Consider the following 19,568-nt stretch of genomic DNA (forward strand, 5'->3'; position numbering starts at 1 on the left):
CCTCTTCGGTCGCTCACGCGAGCCCGCGCAGGCGGCCGGCCAGCGCGGCGGGGGTCGGGTTCTCGAACACGTCGGTGAGAGCCAGCCGGACGCCGGTCTCGTCCTTGATGCGCTGCGCGAGCGAAGCGGCGAGCAGCGAGTGGCCGCCGCTGGTGAAGAAGTGGGCGTCGGCGTCCAGGTCCGGCCGACCGAGCAACTCGGCGAAGAGCTTGGTCAGGGTGGCGGTGAACGCGTCGCCGCCGGCCGCACCCGCGGTGTCGCCGCCGGCCGCGGCCGGCTGTCGCGCGGCGAGGTCCGCCAGTGCCAGGTAGTCGACCTTATCGCTTCCGGTGCGCGGGAACGCCTCCACCGCGAGGAACCGGTGCGGCACCACCGAGCGTGGCAGCCGCTGCCGGGCGTGCTCCCAGAGCTCGTCCACCGCCTCGGGCCGGTGCGGCACCTGTACGAAGGCGGCCAGGCTGCCGTCCGCGGCGGGGTCGCCGACCACCAGCACGGCGGCCGCCTCGACGTCCGGATGATCGGACAGCACCGCCTCGATCTCGCCCAGCTCGATCCGGTTGCCGCGCAGCTTCACCTGCCGGTCAATGCGGCCTAACAGGTCGATGCGGCCGTCCGGCAGCCAGCGCGCCACATCTCCCGAGCGATAGAAGCGTCCCCACGGGGAGTTCACCCCGAAGCGCTCGGCGGTGAGGCCGGGCCGTCCGTGGTAGCCGGAGGCGACACCGACTCCGGCGACGCACAGCTCGCCGCGCAGGCCGATCGGCAACGGTTCCCCGTTCGGGCCGGCGATGAAGACCCGGGTGTTGGCGATCGGCGTCCCCACGTCCACTCGGTCGCCGAGATCCGTCGGTACCCGGCCCGCGGTCGCCCAGATCGTGCTCTCCGTCGGGCCGTAGACGTTCCACAGTTCGGCGCCCGCCGCGGTCAGGGTCGCGGCCAGCCCACCGGGCAGGGGCTCACCACCGCTGAGCAGCGTGCGGCCAGCGACCAGATCGGTGATGCGGTCGGCGACCAGTCGCCAGGTGGTCGGTGTCGCCTGGAGGAATCCGATGTCGTGGGCGCGTATCTCCTCGGCCAGCAGGGCTCCGTCGGTGCGGGCCTCGTCGGGCAGCACGACCGTGTGGCCGCCGTGCAGCAGCGGCATCATCAGTTCCAGCGACGAGGTGTCGAAGCTGTATGTGCTGAGCCAGCCGGTGGGCCGCGCCGTCGTGGCGACGCCGAAGCGCACCGCGTAGTCGGTGATGTGGTTGACCAGGCTCCGGTGCGTGATCGGGATGCCCTTCGGCCGTCCCGTCGATCCGGACGTGTAGATCACGTACGCGAGGGCGTCCGGCCCGGCCACGCCCGCCATGCCGGCGTCTACGGGGACGGTGGGGGCGGCGTCGACGTCAGGGGCCGGGATCGTGCGCCGGTCGCCGGGCGCGGTGAGCCCGTCGCCGGTCACCACCACCCGGGCGCCCGCGTCGTCGAGCTGGTAGGCGATCCGCTCCGCCGGGTGGTGCGGGTCCAGCGGCAGGTACGACGCTCCGGCAAGCCACGTGCCGAACACCGCGGCGGCCAGCGCCGCACCGCGCGGCACGAGCAGCGCGACGACGTTGCCAGGGCGGACACCGGCCGCCGTCAGTCGCTCGACGGTGTGCACGGCGGCGCACCACAGGCGGCCGTAGCTCACCAGCTGATCGCCGTCCCGCATCGCGATGGCGTCCGGCTCGGCCGCGGCGCGCTCGGCGAATCCGGCGAGCACCGACGTCAGGTCGATCGGCTGGTGGGTCGTGTTGGCGGCTTCGATGATCGCGTGGTCCTCGGGCGACCAGATCGACAGCGAGCCGACCGGCGTGTCCAGGGCGGCGCCGACGGCGACCAGCAGCGCGTCATAGCGACGGACCATCAGCTCGACGTCTGCCCTGTCCAGGACTCCGGTGTAGAACGCCGCGCGCACGGTTGCGCTGTCACGGTCGGAGGTCACGAAGAATTCCAGGTCGAACTGGCTGAACCCGTTCTCGACCACGACCAGTTCCGCTGCGGCGCCGGCCACCGTGAAGGTGCGCTGGTCGGCGGTGAACGGCACGTAGTTGAACACATGGCGGAACAACACGTTGCGCCAGCCGGAACCGTCGCGCTCGATCACGTCGAGCAGTTCGTCGGCGGGCATGTCCGCGTGGGCCATCGCCTCCATGAACACCCGGCGCGCCCGGCCGACTAGCTCCCGGAAACCGGCCGTGCGCTCGGTCAGCAGGCGCAGCGTGACCAGGTTGCTGTGGTAGCCGACCGCCCCGGCCGCCTCCCGGCCGCGCGAGTTGACCGGCGATCCGATGGTCAGGTCGGGGCCGGCGCCGTGCCCGGCCAGCAGCACCGCGTACGCGGTGAGGAGGACGACCGACTCGGGCGCGCGCAGCTCGCGTTGCAGCCGCCGGACGACCTCGTGCGCCTCGGGCGACAGGACGTGGGTGACCTCGTCGCCCTCCAGCGTGGTGGTGGCCGGGGCCGGCTTCTCGCACCACAGCTCCAAGCCGGACGAGCGGAACCCGGCCATGGTGTCGCGCCAGAACGTCACGCTCTGCTCGGAGGGTTCGGGCTCGTGCCAGGCGGGCACCGGGGCCGGCTCGGGGGTCCGGCCGGCCAGCGCCGCCTCGTAGAACTCGACGAGCTGGGCGCGCAGGAGGGCGGTGGACTGCACGTCGGCGATGGCGTGGTGCAGTGCGAGACAGAAGACGTCTTCGTCGGGGCCGTGCAGCAGCAGGGCGCGCAGCAGCGGGCTCCCGTCGGCCCGGAACGGGCGGGCCACGAAAGCGGTCAGCGTGCCGCGCTCGTCACCGTGCCCGGCGGCCTGCTCCGGCTCGATGCCGATGCTGGGCAGGATGGTCCTGGTCAGGGCGTCGTCGGTGCGGTGGAAGACCGTGCGCAGCACCTCGTACCGGCGTGGCAGCAGGTCGAGTGCCGCGGCCAGGGCCGTCGGGTCGAGGCGGCCGGCGACACGGAAGGCCAGCGACAGATTGTTGGCACCGCTGCCGGGCACGAGGTCGTCGAGCAGCCACAGGGCGGTCTCCTTGCGCGAGGCGCGCATGTGGGCGTCCGCGGCTCCGGCCGTCATCGGCGGGCCTGCGAGCCGGCGCCGAGCAGGCCGGCCACGGTCGTGGCGACCTCCGGGGTGCGCAGCAGGTCGCGGTGCTCCACGTCGAACCGGACCTCGTCGGCGACTCCGATCGGTGCCAGGCCGGGGGTGGCGCGCATCCGGTTGAGTCCGCTGGCCGGGCTCGCCGAGGTGATGACGGTGGCCCGGGACCAGCCGGGCCGCGGGTCCAGTCCGGCGGCGACGCCGAGATAGGTCATGAACGAGCCGACCAGTGCCACCAGTTCACCGGCGTAGCCCTCGTCGAGGCCGGCGCGGCGCAGCGCGGCCGAGCCGATCGGCTCGAAGATCGCGTAGAGCTCGGCGGCGAACTCGGCCGGTGTGATGCCCGGCCGGGCGGCCAGGCGCTCCGCCGCGCCGGCCAGCTCGTCGGCCTCGGCCGGGGTCAGCACGGCGGTCATGTTGCCGATGACCCGGCCGAACTGCAGGTGGACGGTGGGCACGTCGACGAGTTCGGGGTCGAAGACCACCACCTGCGGGGCCGTCGGCTGCCGGGCGGCGATCCGCTCGGCCAGGGCACCGGCGAAGACCGATCCGGCGCAGTAGCCGAGGACCGCCCGGACCGTACGTCCGCTCGCGGCGACCTCGGCCAGCCAGGGCGCGAGGTACTCGTCCTGGTCGATGCCGGGGCCGGGGACCCGGGCCGGGGCGACGGTCTGCCACAGGGCGCAGTCCAGTTCCAGGCTGGGCGTCAGGTCGGTGAAACCGCCCTCGTTGCGGCCCGTCACCGGGAAGTCGGTGGCGAGCACGACGTCGGCGTCCGATGCTGCGTCGAGCACCACATTCCACACGGCAGGGCTTGGCATCTGGCAATTCTCCTGAATATCGAAAGGTCAATGCCGGGCAATTTTTCACGCATCGCCGGAGCCGTTCTTCGCCGATGCTATTAACCAATCGGGGCGTTGTCTACCTCGATTTTCTGGGCATTTTTCGAGCAATTTTTGGCATGCCCCAACAGGCAAGGCCCGGTGCGGACCTCGCCGAAATAAATGATTCGTCCGTCAGCCGACCGGCTATTCCCCCTCACTCATTCGCGCAACCACGAGATCCGCGAGAGCCTGCGGAGTGGGGCATTCATAAAGCACATCCGCCGCCCATTCCAGACCGGTCAGCGTGCCCAGGTGATCACGCAGTTCCAGCGCGGTGACCGAGGACAGTCCCAGATCGAAGAACTCGTCGCCGGCGCCGATCTCGGCGCCCGAGTCGTGCCCCAGCACGGCCGCTGCCAGCTCCCGCACTCCGGTCAGGACCTCGGCGTCCCACCGGTCGCGGGGCAGCCGCGCCAGCGCCGCCCGCAATCCGCCGGACGGACCGGACCCGGCGGGCGCAACCGAGGGCTCGGCGCCCGCGGGTGGCTCGGGCGCCGCCTCGCTCAGGAGCGCCGGAGCAGACGGATCCTCGTCCCCGTACTCGGCGGCGAACACACCCTCCGGCCGGATCCGTGCCGCGGTGTACCCCTGCCCGATCACGGCGCACAGCCGGGCCCGGGCCCGGGCATCCATCTCCGGCGGAAGGTCGACGACGTGATCCGCGGCCGGCAGCGAGCCGTCCCGGGTGAGAACCCACAACGGCACCTCGGGCGTCCCGGCCGGTTCGGCACCGGGCAGGACGATCACCAGATCGGGCCGCTCGGCGGCGTCGACCGTCACCCGGGCGCCGTGTCTGGCCAGCGCGCCGGCGAGCGCATCGGTCAGGTCCTGGTCGTCCCCGGGCGGTGGCACCAGCGCTACGGTCATGTCCAGGACCGGGGGCACGCCGTCCGGGACCAGACGCCACCGCACCGGTCGCCGGGTCGTACCGGCGCCGGGCCGCAACCGTGCCACGGCCGCGAGAACCTGGTGCGGTGTCTCGTCGCCGCGCAGGCCGAGCATGCTCAGCGCGGCTGCCGGGTCGCCGGAGTCCAGCACCGACCAGAGAGCGTCGGATGCCGGGGCCGGTGGTACCGGCTCGGGCCAGTACCGGCGGCCCTGGAACACATACCGCGGCAAGGGGCAGCGCCGCGGCTCACGGCCCGCGTACACGGCTGGCCAGTCGACGCGCACCCCGTATGTGTGCAGGGCGCCGAGCGCGCCGAGGGCGACCCGGGCGTCCGGGCGGTCCCGCCGGGCCAGCGCCACCGGGGGAACCGGCGCCGCGGGCAGGCAGGCGCGGACGGCCGGGGCGAGCACCGCGTCCGGGCCCAGCTCCAGGAACGCGGTACCACCCGCCCGGTCCGCCTCCTGCACCGCGTCGAGGAAGCGAACGGAGCCACGCAGCTGGTCCACCCAGTACGCCGGCGAGATCATCTTCTCGTCGGTCCGCACCGTGGAGACGATCGGAATCCGGGGCTGCTGGAACGTGACCGCCTCGGCGACCGCCCGGAACCCGGCGAGCGCCGGTTCTACCCGGGCCGAGTGGAACGCCGTCCCCACCCGCAGACGGCGGGTGCGATGCCCCCGATCGGACAGCACGCCGGCGATCTCCAGCACGGCGTCCTCGTCCCCGGAGAGCACGACCGCGTCCGGGCCGTTCACCGCGGCGATCGACACCCGGTCGGCGTACCCGGCCAGGAGCGGCAGGACCACCGCCTCGGCGGCACGGACGGACACCATCGCGCCACCAGCCGGCAACCCCGCCATGGCCCGCCCTCGGGCGGTGACGAGCGTGGCGGCGTCGTCGAGCGTGAGCATGCCCGCCAGGTACGCCGCGGACAGCTCGCCGATCGAGTGGCCGATCAGCATCTCCGGCCGCAATCCCCAGGCGCTGACCAGCCGGAACTGGGCCACCTGGAGCGCGAAGAGGGCGGGCTGCGTGTACTCCGTGCGGTCGAGCAGGCTGCCGTCGCCCCACACCACCTCACGCAGCGGGGTGTCCAGCGTGAAGTGCGCGCTCACCTCGTCGAAGGCCCGCGCGTACTCAGGGAATGTCTCGTACAGTCCGCGCCCCATCCCGGGCAGCTGGCTGCCCTGGCCGGTGAGGACCAGGACCAGCCGGTGCCGCGCGGCGGTGGCGCGCAGCACGGCCGGCCCGGTGTTCCCCTCGGCGAGGGCGGCCAGCCCGGTCCGCAGCGCGGTCTCGTCCGCGCCGGTGACCATCGCCCGGTGCTTGTGGACGGCGCGGGTGGTGGCCAGCGCGTACGCGACCGCCGACGGATCCGTGGCAGCGGTCGCCGCCAGGCGGGCGGCCTGCTCACGCAACGCCGCCTCGGACCGTGCCGACAGCAGCCACGGCACCCCGTCGAGGACCGGCCGTTCCTCCTCCGCGTCCGGCGCCGACGGCGCCTCCTCGATCACCACATGAGCGTTGGTGCCGCTGATGCCGAACGAGGACACCCCCATGCGCTGCGGCGCCTCGTGCCGTGGCCAGGGCTGCGCCGAGGCCAGCAGCGCCACGTCGCCGGCGGTCCAGTCCACGTGCGGAGACGGCTCGTCGATGTGCAGACTGCGCGGCAGCACGCCGTGCCGCAGCGCCAGCACCGCCTTGATCACCCCGGCCACACCGGCCGCGGCCTGGGTGTGCCCGAGGTTGGACTTGATCGAGCCCAGCCAGAGCGGTCGCGGGCGGTCGCCGCCGTACACCGCGAGCACCGCCTGCGCCTCGATCGGATCGCCGAGGACGGTGCCCGTACCGTGCGCCTCGACCGCGTCGACGTCGGCCGGGCCCAGCCCGGCGGCGGTCAGCGCCGCCCGGATCACCCGCTCCTGGGCCGGGCCGTTCGGCGCGGTGAGCCCGTTGCTCGCCCCGTCGGAGTTGACCGCGCTGCCGCGCAGCACGGCCAGCACCTGGTGACCGTGCTCGCGGGCCCGCGACAGCCGCTCGACCAGGACCACGCCGACGCCCTCGCCCATGCCGGTGCCGTCGGCGGCCGCGGCAAACGGTTTGCACCGGCCGTCCGCGGCGAGCCCGCGCTGGCGGCTGAACTCCACGAACACCGCGGGCGTGGCGAGCACGGTCACCCCGCCGGCGAACGCAAGGTCGCACTCTCCGGCCCGGATCGCCTGTGCGGCCAGGTGCAACGCGACGAGCGACGACGAGCAGGCAGTGTCCACGGTGACGGTCGGCCCCTGCAGCCCGAAGGTGTACGCCACTCTTCCGGACAGCACGCCGCCGCCGACGCCCGGCGCGAGGAACCCCTCGGCCGCGGCGCCCTCCAGCAGCCGGCCGTAGTCCTGGTACATGGCGCCCATGAACACGCCGGTGCTGGTGCCGCGCAGCGTGTCCGGGTCGATGCCGGCGTCCTCGCACGTCTCCCAGACGGTCTCCAGCAGCAGCCGCTGCTGCGGGTCCATCGCCACGGCCTCCCGCGGCGACACCCCGAAGAAGGCGGCGTCGAACTCGGCCACACCGGAGACGAACCCGCCGGACCGGGCGTACGAGGTGCCGGGCGCGTCCGGGTCCGGGTCATGCAGCTCCGCGAGGGGCCAGCCGCGGTCGTCCGGAAACGGCACGATCGCGTCCCGTTCGGAGACCAGCAGGTCCCACAGGTCGTCCGGGCCGCGGACGCCGCCGGGCAGCCGGCAGCCGATGCCGACCACCACCACCGGGTCGTCCGCGGTGCCCGCGGTCACCGGGGCGGCGCTCGGCTGCTCCGCGCCGGCCAGACGTTCGCCGAGGTGCCGGGCCAGCGCGGCCGGGTTGGGGTGGTCGAACACGAGCGTGACCGGCAGCCGCAGCCCGGTCGCACCGGAGAGCCGGTTGCGCAACTGAACCGCGCTGAGCGAGCCGAACCCGGCGTCCTTGAACGCCCGGTCCGGGTCGATCGTGTCGGGTGAGGCGTGCCCCAGCACGGCGGCGGCGTGCCCCAGCACCAGATCAAGCAGCACCCGGTGCCGGTCGGCCGGGCTCTTGCCGGCGAGCCGGGCCACCAACTCGGAGTCGGCGACACCGCCGCGGGTGGCCGTACGCCGCGCCGGCGTCCCGGCGAGGGCCCGCATGACCGGCGGCACGGCGTCGCCGGTGGCACGCAGCGCGGCCAGGTCGAGCCGGATCGGCACGAGTACCGGCTCGGCGACGGTCAGGGCGGCGTCCAGCACGGCCAGGGCGGCGTCGCGCGGGAGCGGCGGGAACCCCGAGCGGCGGAATCGGGCCAGGTCGGCACCATCGGTCATGGTGCTCTCGTCGGCCCACAGGCCCCAGGCCAGCGAGACACCCGGTAGCCCGGCGGCCTGGCGTACCCGGGCCAGCGCGTCCAGGGCGGCGTTGGCCGCGGCGTAGTTCGCCTGGCCGAGACTGCCGAGCACACCCACCGCGGAGGAGAACAGGACGAGCCGGGCCTGCGGGAGCAGTTCGTGCAGGAGCCAGGCCGCGTCGACCTTGGGGCGCAGCACCCGGGCCAGCCGCTCCGGCGTGAGGTCGGCGACCAGCCCGTCGTCGAGCACCCCGGCGGCGTGCACCACCGTGCCGACGTCGGTCGTGTCGAGCAGCGCGGTCAGCTCCGCCCGGTCCGCGACGTCGCACGCCACCACGGCGACGTGCGCGCCAGCGGCGGTCAGCTCCGCGGCCAGGGCTGCCGCCTCCGGGGCCTGCGGCCCCCGCCGGCTCGCCAGCACCAGGTCGCGGACGCCCAGGTCGTGCACCAGGTGCCGGGCGACGATCCCGCCGAGCGTGCCGGAGGCACCAGTCACCAGGACGGTGCCGAAGTCGCCGGCCGGTTCGCTCGCCGGGGACACCCGGACCAGCCGCAACTCCCGCGCGGCGCCGGCGGCGAGGCCCACCTGCGGCTCGCCGGCGGCCAGCGCGGCCGGCACCGCTGCGACGGTGGCGTCATCGCCGTCGGCGAGGTCGAGCACCGCGAAGCGGTCCGGATGTTCCAGCTGGGCACAGCGCACCAGCGCCGCGGTCGCGGCCTCGCCGGGATCGTCGAGCACCCGCCGGGTCACCACGACGAGAGTGGACGTGGCCCGGCGCTCGTCGGCCAGCCACTCCTGCACCAGGGCGAGCGCCCGCTCGGAAGCCGCGGCGGGCGGGCCAGACGGTGCCGGGACCAGGACGAACGGCGCGACGTCGTCGCTCGGCGACACCCGCAGCAACCGGGCGAGGGCGGGATCGCGGACCGCGTACCCGGCGGCGGGACTGTCCGGCAGCGTCAGGGGCGCCCACTGCGGAAGCAGCAGGTCACCGCGGTCCGGCAGGCCGAGTGCGCCGTCCGGGAGTGGGCTGAGCACCAGGGACCGCACCGACGCGACCGGCGTCCCCGCCGGGTCGGTCAGCTCGATGCGGACGGCGCCGTCCCGGGCGCCGGTGAGCGTGGCCCGGACGGTGTCCGCGCCCACGGCGTGCACCTGGACCCCGGTCCACTCGAACGGCAGCGCGGGCCGGTCCTGCGCCCCGGTGCGAAGGTCGCTGAGCGCCAGCGGGTGCAGACAGGCGTCCAGCAGCGCGGGGTGAACGCCGAACCCGCCCGGCTCGGCGCCGGGCAGCGCGACCTCGGCGTACAGGTCCCCGGCCCGGTCGCGCCACAGTGCGCGGACGCCGCGGAACACCGGCCCGTACCGCAGTCCGGCACTGTCCAGCCGTTCGTACAGCTCGTCCACGTCGAGCGGCTCGGCGCCGGCCGGTGGCCAGGCGGTCGCCGCGGGCGGCGGCGGATCACCGCCGGGCGTGAGGACGGCGGTGGCGTGCAGGGTCCAGCCACCGGCGCCGACCCGGCCCTGCACGGTCACGTCCCGTGACCCGTCCGTACCGGGCTCGCCGGCCTCGATCAGCAGCCGGACCTCGGCGCCTTCCGGCACCACGACCGGGACGAGCAGGGTCAGCTGGTCGATCACCGGGCAACCGGCCTCGTCACCGGCCCGGGACACCAGGTCCACCATGGCGGCGCCGGGGAGCACGACATGCCCCTCGACGGTGTGGTCCGCCAGCCACGGGTGGGTCGCGGCCGACAGCCGTCCGGTCAGCACGAGCCGGTCGGCCCCGGGCACGGCGGCCCGCAGGACCGGATGCTCCACGGCGTCCAAGCCCAGGGCGGACGGGTCTCCGCCGCCGGCCGGCAGCCAGTACCGCTCGGTCACGAACGCGGTGGTGGGCAACTCGATCGGCCGGGCCCCGGGCCACACCGCGGACCAGTCCGGACGGACCCCCTGCACATGCAGCTGCGCCAGCGCCCGGACCAGCTGGTCCAGTCCGCCCTCGTCACGGCGCAGCGTGTGCAGGACGGCGACCTCGGCGCCGATCGCATCCACCGTCTCCTGGGCGCCGGTGGCCACCACAGGGTGCGGGCTGACCTCCAGCAGCGTGGTGCAGCCGTGGCCGGCGAGTGCGGTGACGGCCTCGTCGAAACGGACCGGCTCGCGCAGGTTGCGGTACCAGTAGTCGGCGTCGAACGTGTCGTCGCCGTCGATCCACCGGCCCTCGACCGAGGAGAAGAACGGTACGGCCGGCGGGCGCGGGACCACCGGGGCCAGCGCGGCGCGGACCCTCTCCTGTACGCGTTCCACGTGCGCGCTGTGCGAGGCGTAGTCCACGTCCACCCGACGGGCCCGTACCCCCGCGGCCTCCAGCTCGGCGAGCAGCTCGTCCAGGGCGTCACCGTCACCGGAGACCACGACCGAGGAGGTGCCGTTGACCGCGGCCAGCGACAGCCGCCCGCCCCAGGCGCGCAGGCGTTCGCGGACCTGCTCGGCGGGCAGCGCCACCGACATCATGCCGCCGAGGCCGGACAGCTCCACCAGCGCCTGGCTGCGCAGCGCCACCACCCGGGCGGCGTCCGGCAGGGTCAGCGCACCGGCGACGTACGCGGCGGCGATCTCCCCCTGGCTGTGGCCGGCGACCGCAGCCGGGGTCACGCCCACCGAACGCCACACCTCGGCCAGAGCCACCATCATCGCGAACAGCACCGGCTGCACGATGTCGACCCGGTCGTAGTCCTGCTCGCCGCGCAGTACGGCGGTCAGCTCGAAGTCGACGTACGGCGCGAGCGCGGCCTCGCACTCGGCGATCCGGTCCCGGAAGACCGTGTTGCTCCCCAGCAGCCGCACCGCCATATCCCGCCACTGCGATCCCTGGCCGGGGAAGAGGAAGGCCACCGGACCGGGCGCTCCGGTGACGCCCTCCACCACCGTCGGTGACGGCCGTCCGGCGGCGACGTCGGCGAGTCCGGCCAGCAGTCCGTCACGGTCGGCGGCGCAGACCACGGCCCGGTGCTCGTGCGCGGTCCGCGTCGTGACGAGGGACGACGCGACGTCCCGCGGGTCCTGGTCGGGCCGGGCGGCGAGATCGGCGGCGAGCGCGGCGGCCTGGGCGCGCAGCCCTGCGGGCGACCGGCCGGACACGGCCCAGGCACACGGCCATGACTCTGCGGGCTCGATGCCGGGTGCCGGGGTGGCCGCCGCGGGCTCCTCCAGGATGACGTGCGCGTTGGTGCCGCTGACGCCGAAGGACGAGACGGCCGCGCGGCGCGGTTCGTCGCCGGCCGGCCACGGCACCGGCTCGGCCAGCAGCTCGACCGCTCCGGCCGACCAGTCCACGTACGGCGTGGGCCGGTCCAGGTGCAGCGTGCGCGGCAGCACCCCGTGCCGCATGGCCAGCACCATCTTGATGATCCCGGCCACGCCCGCCGCGGCCTGGGTGTGCCCGAGGTTGGACTTGATCGAACCCAGCCACAGCGGTCGCGGGCGGTCGCCGCCGTACACCGCGAGCACCGCCTGCGCCTCGACCGGGTCGCCCAGCGGGGTGCCGGTGCCGTGCGCCTCCACCGCCGCGACCTGGGCCGGGGTGAGGCCGGCGTCGACCAGGGCGTCCTGGATCACGCGGCGCTGCGCGGGGCCGTTCGGGGCGGTCAGGCCGTTGCTGGCCCCATCGGAGTTGACGGCGACGCCGCGGACGATCGCGTGCACCCGGCGGCCGGCCGCCACCGCGGCGGAGTGCCGTTCCAGCACCAGCACGCCGACGCCCTCGGACCAGGCGGTGCCGTCGGCAGCCGCCGCGAAGGGCTTGCACCGCCCGTCCGGGGCGAGCCCGCGCTGCCGGCTGAACTCGACGAACGCGCTCGGCGTGGCCATCACGGTGACCCCGCCGACCAGCGCCATGTCGCATTCGCCGCGTTGCAGGGCGCGGACCGCCTGGTGGAGCGCGACCAGCGACGACGAGCACGCGGTGTCCACGGTGACGGCCGGGCCGCGCAGCCCGAGCTGGTACGCGACCCGCCCGGACACGACGCTGCCGCCGCCCTGGGCGCCGTGGTAGTCGTGGTGCATCACCCCGGTGAACACCCCGGTACGGGTGTCCCGCAGCACCGCCGGGTCGAGACCGGCCCGCTCCACCGCCTCCCACGAGGTCTGCAGGATCAGCCGCTGCTGCGGGTCGGTGTACAGCGCCTCCTTCGGCGAGATGCCGAAGAAGCCGGCGTCGAAGGCCGGGGCGTCGTGCAGGAATCCGCCGTCACGGACCGTGGAGGTGCCGGGGTGGTCGGGGTCGGGGTGGTACAGCCCGTCCACATCCCAGCCGCGGTCGCGGGGGAGTCCCGTGATGCCGTCGCGGCCCTCGGCAACCAGCGACCAGAGGTCCTCGGGCGACTCGACGCCGCCCGGGTAGTGGCAGGCCATGCCGACCAGGGCGATCGGCTCGGCGGACCGGCTCTCCGCCTCCCGCAGCCGCCGGCGGGTGACCTGCAACTCCGCAGTGACACGGCGCAGGTAGTCACGGAGTTTGTCCTCGCTGCTCATCGGTCCTCCTGACCCGGTATGGGGCTGCCGAGCTCGGCGTCGATCAGGGCGAACACCTCGTCGTCGGTCGCGGTGGCGAACACATCCAGGGGCGCCTCGGCGGTCTCCGGGCTCAGGGCCGTGAGCAGCTCACGCACCCGTTGCACCACCCGGCCGCGAAACACCTCGTCGGTGGCCGCCCCGGTCAGGCCGGCGGCGAGGCGGTCGAAGTCGGCGAACAGCGCCGGCAGGTCGTCGGCCCCACCGGTGTCGCCGTTGAACCGCCCGGCGAGGTGCTCCACCAGATCGCCGGGGGTGGGATGGTCGAAGACGAGGGTCGCCTCCAGCGTCAGGCCGAGCGCCGCGCCGAGGCGGTTGCGGAACTCCACCGAGCTCAGCGAGTCGAAACCCAGTTCCTGGAAGGAGCGCCCCGGGTCGATCGCGGCGGCACCGGCGTAGCCGAGCACGGCCGCGGCCTCGCCGCGGACCAGGCCGGAGAGGTGAGCGCGCAGCTCCGCGGATCCCAGCCCGGCCAGGCCCGGGTCGGCGACGACGGCCGGTGCGGCGCTCAGCAGGCCGCCCAGTATCGGGGGGACGACCGCCGGGGTGTCCGGGCCCCACCGCAGCGCGACCACCTCCGGTTCCGTACCGGCCAGGGCGGCGTCCAGCAGGCGCAGTCCCGCCTCGGCCGTCAGCGGTGCGAGACCCGCGCGGGCCAGGCGTTCGCGGTCGGCGGTCATACCGTCGTCGAGGTCCCACGGCCCCCAGGCCACCGAGACCGCCCGGCCACCTGCCGCGACCCGGTGCCGGGCCAGCGCGTCCAGATACGCGTTGGCCGCGGCGTAGTTGCCCTGGCCGGGCCCGCCGAGCACGCCGGCCGCCGAGGAGAAGAGCACCAGCTCGGCCTCGGGCAACAGCTCGTGGAGGTGGTGGGCGCCATCGGCCTTGGCCCGCCACACGGTCTCCAGCCGGCCGGTGTCCAGCGCGGTCACCACCCCGTCATCGAGCACCCCGGCGGCGTGCACCACGGTGCCGATCGTCCGGCCGGCCAGCAGCGCGGCCAGCGCGTCCCGGTCACCGACGTCGCAGACGACCGGCTCGATCCGCGCGTTCAGCCCGGAGAGGCCCGCGGGGACGCGCCCGCTGCGGCTGACCAGGAGCACGTCGGTGAATCCGTGTTCGGCGACCAGGTGATGTACCACCGGGGTGGCGAGGCCACCGCTGCCGCCGGTGACGAGCAGCGTGCCCGGCCGGCGCGGCGGCGGCGCCTCGGTGGCCGGAGCGCGCACCAGGCGCGCCGCCAGCACCCGCCCGTCGCGGACCGCCAACTGCGGCTCGCCGGTGGCCAGGGCACGCGGCAGAATCTGCGCCGCGTCCTTCCCGGACAGCTCGACGAGACCGAAGCGGCCGGGGTGCTCGGACTGCGCCGAGCGCAGCAGCCCCCATGCGGCGGCCGTGGCCGGGCCCGGATCGGTGGCGACGAAGACCAGGCGGGCGCCGCCGAAGCGGGTCTCGCCGAGCCAGTGCCGGGCCTGGGCGAGGACGTCACGGGTCAGCTCGAACGCGGCGGACGCCGACGTCCCCGTCGCGGTGACCGGCACGATCACCACCTCGGCGGGTTCGGTCAGCGCCGCCGGAGTGTCGGCTCGGGTCACGGTCACGTCCGCGGCGGTGAGCGCGGCGCCGATGCCGTCCCGGTCCGGGCCCACGACGGCGTACCGGCCGGGCGAGCCGGGACCGATGTCGTCGAGAGGCACCCAGTCGACGCGGTAGAGCGGGTCGGCCGAAGCTCCGGCGGGGCGCAGGGTCACCGCGTCCACCGAGGCGACCAGCCCGCCGGCAGCATCGGTGAGCCGCACCGAGACGACACCGGGCCGGACCGGGGCGACGCAGGCCCGCGCGGCGACCGCGCCGCTCGCCGCGACCCGGATCGCAGACCAGGCGAACGGCAGGTGGGCGCGGCCGCCGGGGACGAATCCGCCGAGAGCCACCGCGTGCAGCGCCGCGTCGAGAAGAACCGGGTGCACGGCGTACGGGCCGGCGTCACCGCCGGGCACGGTGACGTCCGCGTACACGGTGTCGCCGGCCCGCCAGGCGCAGCGCAGTCCCTGGAAGGCGGGACCGTAGCCGGGCAGCCGGTCGTAGAAGCCGGTGAGGTCGAGTTCCTCGGCGTCGCCGGGCAGCGGTGGCGGCTCGGTCGCGACGCCACCTGCGGGGGCGAGCGCGCCCGTGGCGTGCCGGGTCCAGGCCGGTTCTCCGGCGGCGCGGGCGTGCACCTCGAAGGCGCACCGCCCGTCGTCGCCGGGCCGGGCCGCGGTGAGCCGCAGGTCGGCGTCGCCGAACGGCAGCGGCGCCTCGATCACCAGCTCGGCCACGACCGGCCGGCCGAGCCGGGCGCCGGCCTGCAGGGCCAGGTCGGCGAAGAACGTGCCGGGCACCAGCGTGTTCCCGTCGACGGCGTGGTCGGCCAGCCAGCCGTGGCCGTCCCGCGAGATCTGGGCCGACAGCACATGTCCGCCGGGCAGCTCCACCAGGTCGGCCCGCGCCCGGCCGGGGTCCGTGCCGGTGGTCACCCAGTGCCGGTCCCGGGCGAACGGGTAGCCGGGCAGCGACAGCCGGCGCGCTCGCGCCGGCATCGGCGGGGCGATCTCGGCCCCGGTGACCCAGGTGGCGGCGAGCGCGTCGAGGTCGTCACCGGTCACCGCGGCGGCCGGTTTCCGCCGGCGGCCGCGGTGGCAGCCGACCCCGGTGCGCAGCGCCGTCAGGAGTTCGGCGTTGGTCGTGGCCACGACGGCGAGCCGCTCGTCCAGGTGCTCACGCCCGGACCACAAGGTGTACGCCAGCGCCGCCGGGTCCACCGCAACGGCGGCCGTGGGCAGGGCGGCGGCCAGGCCCTCGGCGGTGGTCTCGCCGTCGATCGCCGGGCGGGTTCCGAACACCGCCTGAACGCGGTGGGCGAGGTCGGCCAGTTGCGGGAAGTCCAGGCCCAACTCGGCGAACGGCTCGTCGGGCCGTGCCGCGGTCGCACCGACCTCGGTCAGCAGCGCGGTCACGGCCGCGGCCACGTCCCCGCCGGTGCCCTCCAAGTGGGTCACCAGCCGGGCCACGCTCTCGTCGAGGCGGGCGGTGTCCCGGGCGGACACCACGAACAGCCGCGGCTCGGTCGGTTCCGGCACGGCCGGCGGCTTCGGCCACTCGGCGAGGACGACGTGCGCGTTGGCCCCGCCGGCACCGAAAGAGCTGATCGCCGCGGTCCGCGGCGCGTCCGCACGTCCCGGCCACGGCGCCCGTTCGCGCTGCACCCGGAACCGAGCGGTCTCCCACCGCACCGCGCTGGACAGCAGGTCGGCGTGCAGGGACGGGACGAGTTCCCGATGACGCAGTTGGAGTACGACCTTGGTGAGCGCCGCGACGCCGGCCGCGGACTCCAGATGCCCGATGTTCGACTTGACCGACCCGATCGGCCAGGGGCCCGGGCCGGCGCCGATCCGGTCGAAGGCGTCCTCCAGCGCGGCGACCTCGATCGGGTCGCCGAGGCTGGTGCCGGTGCCGTGCGCCTCCAGGTAGCCGAGGTGGTCGGGGTCTACCGCGGCGCGCCGCAGCGACCCGGCGATCAGGGCGGCCTGCGATGCCGGGTTCGGCACGGAGAATCCGGCGGTACGGCCGCCGTGGTTGACCGCGGTACCACGGATGACGGCGTGCACATGGTCGCCGTCCCGCAGCGCGTCCCGCAGCGGGCGCAGCAGCAGCACGCCGACGCCCTCGCCGGGCACGTAGCCGTCCCCGCCCTCGCCGAAGGCGCGGCAACGCCCGTCGGTGGACAGGAAGGAGGACTGGCTCAGCAGCAGGTACTTGTTCGGGTGCACGGCCAGGTTGACGCCACCGGCCAGGGCCGCCTCGCACTCCCCCTGCCGGATGGCCTCGACGGCCAAGTGCAGCGCGGTCAGCGAGGACGAGCACATGCTGTCCAGGGCGATGCTCGGTCCGCGGAGGTCCAGGAAGTACGACACCCGGTTGGCGATCGACGCGCTGAACGACGAGGGCACCGGGCCCGGCTCCGCGCCGACGCCGTACAGCTGGTACTGGTTGTACATCACCCCGGCGAACACGCCGACGGACCGGCCGCGCCAGGCCGACGGCGCATGGCCGGCCTCCTCGAACGCGTGCCACGCCTCCTGCAGGAACAGCCGCTCCTGCGGGTCCAGCACGGCCGCCTCGTTCGGCGAGATGTGGAAGAACCCCGCGTCGAACTCATCCACCCCCGAAATGAACCCGCCCCATTTGCCGTACGAGCGTCCCGGCGTGTGGCGGTCTTCGGAGTAGATCGCCGCGTGGTCCCAGCGGTCGGCCGGCACCGTGCTGATGCAGTCACGGCCGTCGCGCAGGTTTGCCCAGAACTCGTCGAGGTCACGGGCCATCGGGTAGCGGCCGCTGATGCCCACCACGGCGATCGCGTCGTCGTCGGTGCCGACCGGCTCGGGGTCCGCCTGCGGCGGGGTGAACTCGGCCGTGATCCGGGCCGGGTCCCCGTTCAGGACCACGACGTGGGAGCGGCCGCTGCCCACGGCGGCCAGCAGTACGTCGACGGCGGCCGGGGTCTCCAGCTCCCGCAGGCCCATCCGGCGCAGCGCGGCGTCATCGACCGGCATGCCGCCTTCCGCCCAGGCCGGCCAGCCCACCGACACGATGTCGCGGCGGGTGCCGGCGAGCAGGTCCAGGTACGCGTTCGCACACGCGTAGTCGGCCTGCCCCGGATTGCCCCAGGTGCCGGCAGTGGACGAGCAGAGCACCAGGAAGTCCAGGCTCAGGCGCCGGGTGGCTGCCTCGAGGTGACGGGCGCCGTCGACCTTGGGGGCGAGCACCGCCCGTATGTCATCGGCCTTCTTCCCTGCCAGCAACCCGTCACGCAGCACGCCGGCGGCGTGCACCACCCCGTGCAGCACTCCGAAGCGGTCCACCGCGGTGCGCACCGCGCGGTCCACATCGTCCGCGCGGGTCACGTCCATCACCACGGTGACCGCCTCGGCGCCGAGGGCTGTCAGCTCGGCGGTCACGGACGGATCGGCCGGGGTGCGGCCGCCCAGGACGAGCCGGGCGTGCACCGACCGGGCCAGATGCCGGGCCAGGGCCAGCCCGACCCCGCCGAGCCCTCCGGTGATCAGGTAGACGCCGCGCTCTCGCAGGGACGCCCGGTCCGCCGGTGCCGGCATGGGCCGGGCGAGTCGGATCCGGCGGGTGCCGTGCGCGTAGCGCACCTCCACGTCCGGTGCCCCGGCCGCCAGTTCGGCCAGCGCGTCGGCCCGGCGTGGCGAACGGACCACCGCGGCCCGTATGCCCGGGTTCTCCCGCACCGCGGTGCGGAACAGGCCCGCGACAGCGGTGACCGGCGCGTCGTCGTCCTCGACGTGGCAGACCAGCCGCAGGGTGCTCCGCCCCGCGCGGATCGCGGCTGCCAGGAACTCGCTCAGCGCGACCGCCTCACCGGTGAGGTCGGCCGGATCGGCGGGCTGCCACAGCACACCGGCCGCGGCGGTGTCCGCGAGCGCGGACGGCCAGTCCGCCCGGTTGTGCGCGCCGGTGGTGACCCAGTGCGTCTCAGGCACTCCGGGCGGCGGCAGCGCGGCCGTGTGCCAGTGCGCCTCGAACCACACCACCTCGGCGGGCACCTCGGTGTCGGCGGTCGTCGTGGTCTCGGCGGTCGTCTCGGTCACCGGTTCCGCGGGCGGGGTCGCCACGACCTCGTACTGCTGTAGGTGGTCGGCCAGCAGGGTGAACGTGTTGTGCTCGAACAGCAGGGTCGGGGAGAAGTCGACGCCGAAGACCCGTTCCAGGTCGGCGGCGATCCCCAGCAGCGCCGTCGAGTCCAGGCCGAGCTCGTAGAACCCTGCCGTCTCGTCGAAGTCGGCGCGGCCGGTCCTCGCCTCGATCAGCTCACGGACGATCCGGTCGCCGTCCTGCGCCGCCGGGGGGCGTGCCTCAAGGCGGGTGATCGCCGCGGCGTCCCGGATCCGTTTGGAGGTCAGGCCGTGCAGCCAAGCGACGACGGTCCCGTCCGGGGCGTGGAACTCCAGGTCACACGTGGTCAGGTCGCCGTCGGGCCCGGCCGGGCGCGGCGGGGTGGCGTGCACCAGGGTCTGCGAGCCCAGCGGTCCTGCGGCCCGGACCGATTCGATCAGCATCGGGATGTACGGGCGTGCCTCGTCGCCCGGCACGGCCTCGGCGAACTGGGTGGGCAGCAGCGTCGAGGAGTCCAGCGCCGCGGGATGGAGGTGGAAGTACTCGGCGTACTCGGCGGCCTGGGCGCTCAGCGAGAGGTCCGCTAGCAGTTCGTCCGGCCCGGCGTGCAGGGTGCCGAGGGCCCGCATGAACTCGCCGTGCTCGATACCGGTCGCGCGGACCGTCGTGTACAGGTCGGCCATGTCGACGGTCTGCCGTGCGGCGGCGCGCAGGGCCTCCAGGTCCCGCCGGCGCTGCGGGAACGGCAGGCTCAGGTACAGCTGGCAGTCCAGGACCGGTTCGCTCTGCCCGGAGGGGCGGCGGGTGCCGGTGACCGACACCCGGAAGTGCCCGTCGTCGCGGGCGAAGCGCAGCGTCAGCTCGGTGTCGAAGTCCGGCCCGGCGGCGACCGGGTTGCGGAACAGCACACGGCGCAGCTCGACACCGCCGGGATCGGCGCCCCGGGCTCGCACCACCCGCAGGATGATGTCGAGAAACGACACCCCGGGCAGGATCCGGGTGCCGTGAACACGGTGGTCGCGCAACACGGGGTCGCTGCCCCGGATCACGACGGTACAGGTCAGCCCGTCTAAGGAGTCCAT

Annotated in this window: 4 protein-coding genes; all 4 read right to left on the reverse strand. The window is 74.7% G+C overall.

Annotation, left to right across the window (positions count from 1 at the left end):
• Positions 1-13 precede the first annotated feature (13 nt).
• Positions 14-3,091 (reverse strand): non-ribosomal peptide synthetase, encoded by a 3,078-nt coding sequence (locus OHB41_RS08215; protein WP_266697292.1) that lies wholly within the window; start codon positions 3,089-3,091, stop codon positions 14-16.
• The gene (locus OHB41_RS08220; RefSeq protein WP_266697293.1) at positions 3,088-3,936 is read right to left on the reverse strand and encodes a hypothetical protein; all 849 of its coding nucleotides are present in this window, start codon (positions 3,934-3,936) and stop codon (positions 3,088-3,090) included. Before OHB41_RS08220 ends, OHB41_RS08215 begins: the two co-directional genes overlap by 4 nt.
• A 207-nt stretch (positions 3,937-4,143) precedes the next feature.
• Positions 4,144-12,771 carry a type I polyketide synthase gene (locus OHB41_RS08225; RefSeq protein WP_266697294.1) on the reverse strand — a complete coding sequence of 2,876 codons (8,628 nt, stop codon included), beginning with the start codon at positions 12,769-12,771 and terminating at the stop codon, positions 4,144-4,146.
• Positions 12,768-19,568 carry an SDR family NAD(P)-dependent oxidoreductase gene (locus tag OHB41_RS08230; RefSeq protein ID WP_266697295.1) on the reverse strand — a complete coding sequence of 2,267 codons (6,801 nt, stop codon included), beginning with the start codon at positions 19,566-19,568 and terminating at the stop codon, positions 12,768-12,770. The genes OHB41_RS08225 and OHB41_RS08230 overlap by 4 nt, the downstream gene beginning before the upstream one ends.

Origin of the sequence: Streptomyces sp. NBC_01571, from assembly GCF_026339875.1 — a bacterium.
In the GTDB taxonomy this organism is placed as follows: Bacteria; Actinomycetota; Actinomycetes; order Streptomycetales; family Streptomycetaceae; genus Streptomyces.

Bases quoted from the DNA above. Each gene is read 5' to 3' on its own strand.
- OHB41_RS08215 (WP_266697292.1), bottom strand. From the start codon at position 3,091: ATGACGGCCGGAGCCGCGGACGCCCACATGCGCGCCTCGCGCAAGGAG.
- OHB41_RS08220 (WP_266697293.1), bottom strand. From the start codon at position 3,936: ATGCCAAGCCCTGCCGTGTGGAATGTGGTGCTCGACGCAGCATCGGAC.
- OHB41_RS08225 (WP_266697294.1), bottom strand. From the start codon at position 12,771: ATGAGCAGCGAGGACAAACTCCGTGACTACCTGCGCCGTGTCACTGCG.
- OHB41_RS08230 (WP_266697295.1), bottom strand. From the start codon at position 19,568: ATGGACTCCTTAGACGGGCTGACCTGTACCGTCGTGATCCGGGGCAGC.